The organism is Bacteroidales bacterium (genome assembly GCA_014860575.1).
Lineage (GTDB): Bacteria > Bacteroidota > Bacteroidia > Bacteroidales > JAAYJT01 > JAAYJT01.
In genome coordinates, this window is sequence record JACZJK010000045.1 from 1 (window position 1) to 5,917 (window position 5,917).

The window sequence follows — 5,917 nt, forward strand, 5'->3', positions numbered from 1 at the left end:
GCAATGGATGTTTTTAACTGATCTCTGCCCGACCAAAATAAAAAAGCATATTACAAGCCTCACTGTAACCTTCTGAATCCCTAAACATTTAATCAATTTACCCATTAGTGAAGAGCGATTTTCCGAAATTTACGAAACAACTGCAGCAGGAGCCGGTATTTTTATCCAAGTAAAAATAATTCATTCCTCACCAAATTTTTAATAGATGCCACAAACGACCACCACTTTTATTTAAAATCATTCTAAATTTCATTTTCTCAAAAAAATAAATCATGAATTTAATAGACTCTAAACACCAATTTGAGTTCTGAATTTTATTGAAAGTCAAAGCATTACATATTTCTTTGCCGTGAATAAGAAGATTTGGTCTCTTTCCTTGGCAGGTTTAGTCATAAAACAAGTGATTTTCCTATTCTTTTTAAATTTAGCTTTACACAGCGAAATACAGCCTGAACATTGGCTTTACGTTCGGATTTCTGTATGTCTTGTTCGACTGCCTTTCAGCCATAGTCCATTCATTTATTGATTATTATCTGTATGATTCAGATGAAAATCGGGGTTGCCATATTGCGGACAATCCTTTTCGTGCTACCCTTCTCTGAAGCAAAATCATTTTGCTTTGTGGGGTTGTGCTTTTCCAAATCTTTAGCTTATACCAAAAATGCTGCCCCCCTGTGCGCTGTCAGAATGCGAAATATCCCAAACCTCCGAAAAAGTATTTTTAGTTTTCAGATTTTTACCCACAAACCCACATGTTTCAGAAAAAAACCGATTGCGTATGAAAACATTATTACTGTTAACGACCACATGGCTGCTAACTGCCTTGAGTATAGCGCAAACAGCAATCCCGCCCCCCGCAGGCGATGGATCAGGCAGCAATCCTCGCCAGGGGGTAGCATTGGAGAACTCTTTGCCTGGTAAACAATGCACTGTCCGGCATGTGGCAACGGATGCAAAGGACAGAACGACAGGAATGTCGGGCAGGGGTTCGCAGGTAATTACCTTGATATTGCCCAATCCCTGTGCCGATAGTACTTTTTACACCATCGAAGTTGCCGCCAGTCCGCCAGAATGGGGCGCTGTCAGCGGAGGAGGCGAATATGAGCATTTTCAAACCGTAAATCTTCTCGCTACACCGGCAAACGGGTATGAATTTCAGCATTGGAAAGAAGATGACAATATAGTGATGGGTGCAAGCGAGCCTGCCGGTGCTGCTTATTCATTCCCTGCTGTAAACCACCGAAGCCTTATTGCATATTTTCAGGTGGAAGGAACATCCATACCGGCAGTTTCTGAACTTGACGATCATTTGGTTCAGCCAAACGATACACAATGCTTTAATGCAACCCAAACCATTTACACTGCCGGCAATGGAGGCCATTTCATTGTTGAAAACGGTGGCGCCGCAACACTGATTGCCGGCGAAAAAATCGTAATGCTTCCTGGCACAAAGGTTTTCCATGGCGGCCATATGCATGCTTACATTGCACCCGGCGGCCCATTCTGTATTCAGCCCGATAAGCATTATACCAACTTGATGGTGCAACCTGATGAAATCCTGTGCCTCGATGCTACGCAAACCATACACACTGCCGGCGACGGAGGCCATTTCATTGTTTTAAATGGAGGAGCCGTAACCCTGATTGCCGGTGAAAAAATTGTAATGCAATACGGAACGCAGGTTGAATCCGGTGGGTATCTTCATGCATACATTGCACCTGGTGGTCCGTTCTGCGGAGAAATGGAAAATCATTTCCTGGTTGTCAATGATCCTGTTGAAGCAGAGGCTGAACCAGAAGATACAATCATAAAGGGAACCGCTGACCCGGAAAAACCCGCTTCCTTCTTTAAGCTGTACCCCAATCCTGCCACGGATGCCTTCACCGTAGAACTCAATAGCCGGGAGAATCACGACATCCTCCGTATTGAGATCTTCAACATACGTGGCGAACTGGCCCTCAGCCAGGAATTGCCACCCGGCCAGAAGCACGAAATGAGTTTAAGAAGTTGTAAACCTGGTGTTTATCTGGTGCGTTTGGTGCATGGCGCTCAAATTGGAATAGAAAAATTAATCAAACAATAATAACATAAACATGATAGCCGCAAGGCTGCGCCAATATAAACAGGTACGCAGCGCCGGTTAAGGCACAAAAGAAACAAATAGTAATAAAATCAAAGCATATGAAAACGATAATCTACAGTTATTTAATCTCTTTAATATTATTGCTTGGGGTTGCCCGGGCAGCCAGTTCACAAATAATTGAAGTATGCGGCGCTGATACCATTACCCTCATGGCAGGGAATTATCAGTATGGTGACATGCGATGGGAAAAATCTGTTGACATGGAAACATGGCAAACCATTACTGGTGCCTTAGATACAGTGTATACATTTTTACCTGCGGAAACGATGTATTACCGTTGTGTGGCAAAATTTCAGGACTGCCCGCCCGAGTTCTCGCAAATCAGCCTGGTACGTGTGCCTCCTAAGGCCAATGCCGGCCTCGATCGCATTGTAACCGGAACCCAGGCATGGCTGGCAGCCAATCAGGAGGAGGGCGAAACCGGGCAATGGGCCATTATTGCCGGAACCGGCGCATCACTATCTGATCCCGCAAGCCCTTCAGCGCAATTGCAAGGCCAGGAAAACCAATCATACATCCTGGTGTGGACCCTTGGCAACGTCTGCGGCAGCAGCAGCGATACCCTTGAAGTAGAGTTTGTAACCAATCAGTATTTCGATAATTTTGTAGTGGTAGATACAACCGATATCATCCTGAGCACAAATGAGCAACTTGCTGATGGAGAGTATATTATCCGCTTCAGTTCACCTGTGCCGGCGGTTGCCGACTCCACCGTGCTCGTAGGAATTCAGCTTGGTGGTTTTTTGCGTATGGTTCAGTCAGTATCAATTAATACTGCCGGTAACGATACCATACATACCATGCAAACTACCCAGGCCGCCCTCGATGACATTACCGAATATGGCGCCTATAATTTTGGCGAGTTTTTTAGCCTCGACACTACACTAAGTGCTGCAAAGAACGGAGGCTACAACCGCCTGACCCGGATGCCTACACGGCAGGAACTTAAAGGCAACCAAAAGTATAGAAATGCTGAGATTCATTACTACCTGATTGGCGAAAAAGCCTCTATGCCCAAGGGGGTAACCATGAACCGCAGCACAAGCAAAAGTGGATCGGCATTGGTTAATTTCAATTTTGAGTCTGTTGAAATTGTTGATACAATGGGGGTTACAATCGTTCTCGAAGGAAATTATTCATACAGGCCCAACCTGGTTGTAGACAGAAAAAGTGGTTGGCTTGGTAATATTAATTATTTCAAACTCGGCACAAGCAATTCAAGGGAAGAATTATCAGTAAGCCTGAGTGTGGATATTAATGCAACAGTTTCATTACTGGACAAGGAATTTACGATTTACGAACACACTCTATATTACCTGGTGATTGTTGGCGCCGTGCCTGTACTCCTGGATATTGAGTTTGCACTGAAAGGTAAGGCAGGCGCTGAAGCAGGAATTATGATGAACGCAACCCCTTCTTTCCAGCAAACAAATACCACCTCTAATTACATTGAATACAGTAATGGCAGTTGGGGCATAACGAATGATTTTTCGAGCGAGACAGATATAGAAAACTCCTATGAGATTACCGGAGGCCTGAAGCAAACCTTTGAAATAGGCCCTGAACTATCATTTAATATTTATAAAATACTGGGGCCTTATCTTGATATTAAGCTTAACCAGGAATTACTACTCTGCACATCTTTACCGCCACCTCCCTTCGGTTGGGCTGTCAAAAATGATATTTGGGGCCTAGGAAAACTGGGGGTCAAAGGCAGCGTCTTTGGTAAAGAATTTATTGACTTTTACACTTTACTGGGCACCGATACACTTAAGTATAATTTCCCTGATAGTCTGGAAATTACCATGGGAGACCAACAAACTTATAAACCGGGTGCTCGTCCTCAGGAGCGGCAAATACCTGTTCAGGTAAAAGTGCACAGCAACATGGGTATTTCCTTGCCCGGAGCAAAGGTGGTTTTTACTCCTCAAAGCACATGCAGCGTGGGCGACAACCCGCCTGACAGCATACTGGTTGTATATGCCGATGCCAATGGCATAGCGAACACGATCTGGACCCCCGGCAATTATCCGGAAAGCATTTTGCTTGCCCATGTACTGGATTGCGACAGCAACCACATCAAAAACTCGCCCCTTGAAATTATTGCTTATGCCGATACTACCAAATTGTGCGGGAAGATATGGATGACCTTTAACCTTGATGTTGATATGGGAAATAACTGGTGGCCACAACAAAAATATTGCGTAGATTGGTCGCTTGATCAAGGAAATTTTGGAAGCTGTTTACAATATGAATGGCAAGAACACACAGAATATGGCAGGTTGTATGACTGGGCTACAATAATGAACGGGGAAAGCAGCAGCAACTCCAACCCCAGCGGTGTGCAGGGGATATGCCCGTCCGGTTGGCATTTGCCAAGCGATGCAGAATGGCAGCAACTTGTTAATTGCATGGGCGGTATCTATGTTGCCGGCAGTAAACTGAAAAGCACCCGAACAGGTGAAAAATTACAAGTGGGACATTATACCTATAATAATCCTGATGGTCACCCTTTTTGGTATACACCCAATACTGGTGCAACCAACGAAAGTGGATTTTCTGCGCTTCCGGGCGGCAAGTACGATAATGGCAGTTTCTACGATTTTACAATTTATGGTTACTGGTGGAGTTCCACCGAGGGTTCATCTTCGACAGCTTGGGCTCAGCGCATGAACCACGGCGGCGGCGTAGTGTATCGGGTTGCCGCCACTAAGCTGCTCGGGTACAGCGTCCGTTGCGTCAAGAATGATGATTAACCTTGTCGAACACAAGCCATGCTATTCTTCAGGATAAATTTGAATAATTGATTACTTTGGGGTACAGGGGTAAACCTCTTGTGAAATTTTTTTCAACAAATCAGTATCATAATATTTGTGTATGAAACGATGACTACCAAAGAAGTTATAAAAGTAATCTAATCAAAAAAAGCATCAACATGAAAACAAAAATCAAAACAGTTGTTTTTCAAACCATCAGATTTGCGCTGGTAATGGTTTTAATGCTTGGCATTCAAGCTATTGTATCCGGTCAAAATGAAACGGGCTTATCCCGCATATACAAAAACCACATTTCCCTGGAAATAGGCGCGCTTACCGGTATCGGATCGCTCAACTACGAACGCATGGTGTGGGGCAATGAAAGCAATAAAATGCTGGGCAGGATAGGGTTTTCCTACCTGCCCTACACGGTAAATGATGAACCCGCTACAGGCACTTTCATCCTTCCTTTTGGTGTATATTATCTCCTTGGGAAAAAACACCACCTGGAAACCGGTTTAAACTTCGCGGTTGGCGTAACAATCAATGATATAGAGGATGAGAAATACTTTTACAGGAGATTTTCTCCATCAATAAGCTACAGGTTTGAAAACTTCCAAAAAAGGTCAATGTTCTTCAGTATCGGCCTGGCTCCGGTACTTTACAACGACGAAGATGAAGGCCTTGTATTTGAACCCTGGATCAAACTCGGCATCGGATATTCTTTTTAATGAATTAATACACCTCCCGCCACACCTGGGCAACCCGGGCACTGCGCAAAGGCATGCGCATCGAGTACGTTTCAAAGCTCATGGGCCACGCCTCCATCAAAACCACCCAGGTATATGCAAAAATCGTAAACGAAGAACTTGATAATGCAATGGATGTTTTTAACTGATCTCTGCCCGACCAAAATAAAAAAGCATATTACAAGCCTCACTGTAACCTTCTGAATCCCTAAACATTTAATCAATTTACCCATTAGTGAAGAGCGATTTTCCGAAATTTACGAAACAAC

At 44.0% G+C, this 5,917-nt stretch carries 3 protein-coding genes and 1 pseudogene; all 4 read left to right on the forward strand.

The features are described 5' to 3' along the window. Positions 1-778 precede the first annotated feature (778 nt). The 4 genes and pseudogenes from IH597_12530 (at position 779) to IH597_12545 (ending at position 5,797) form a co-directional block, all read left to right on the forward strand. Complete coding sequence (locus tag IH597_12530; GenBank protein MBE0663277.1) at positions 779-2,083, forward strand: T9SS type A sorting domain-containing protein; 1,305 nt, start codon at positions 779-781, stop codon at positions 2,081-2,083. A 98-nt stretch (positions 2,084-2,181) separates the two neighbouring features. Then, positions 2,182-4,899 carry a fibrobacter succinogenes major paralogous domain-containing protein gene (locus IH597_12535; GenBank protein ID MBE0663278.1) on the forward strand — a complete coding sequence of 906 codons (2,718 nt, stop codon included), beginning with the start codon at positions 2,182-2,184 and terminating at the stop codon, positions 4,897-4,899. A gap of 179 nt (positions 4,900-5,078) precedes the next feature. Then, a complete protein-coding gene (locus IH597_12540) occupies positions 5,079-5,630 on the forward strand; it encodes a hypothetical protein (GenBank protein MBE0663279.1) in 552 nt (183 codons plus the stop codon). Next, a pseudogene (locus tag IH597_12545) lies at positions 5,630-5,797 on the forward strand (tyrosine-type recombinase/integrase). Before IH597_12540 ends, IH597_12545 begins: the two are co-directional and overlap by 1 nt. Positions 5,798-5,917: the final 120 nt, after the last annotated feature.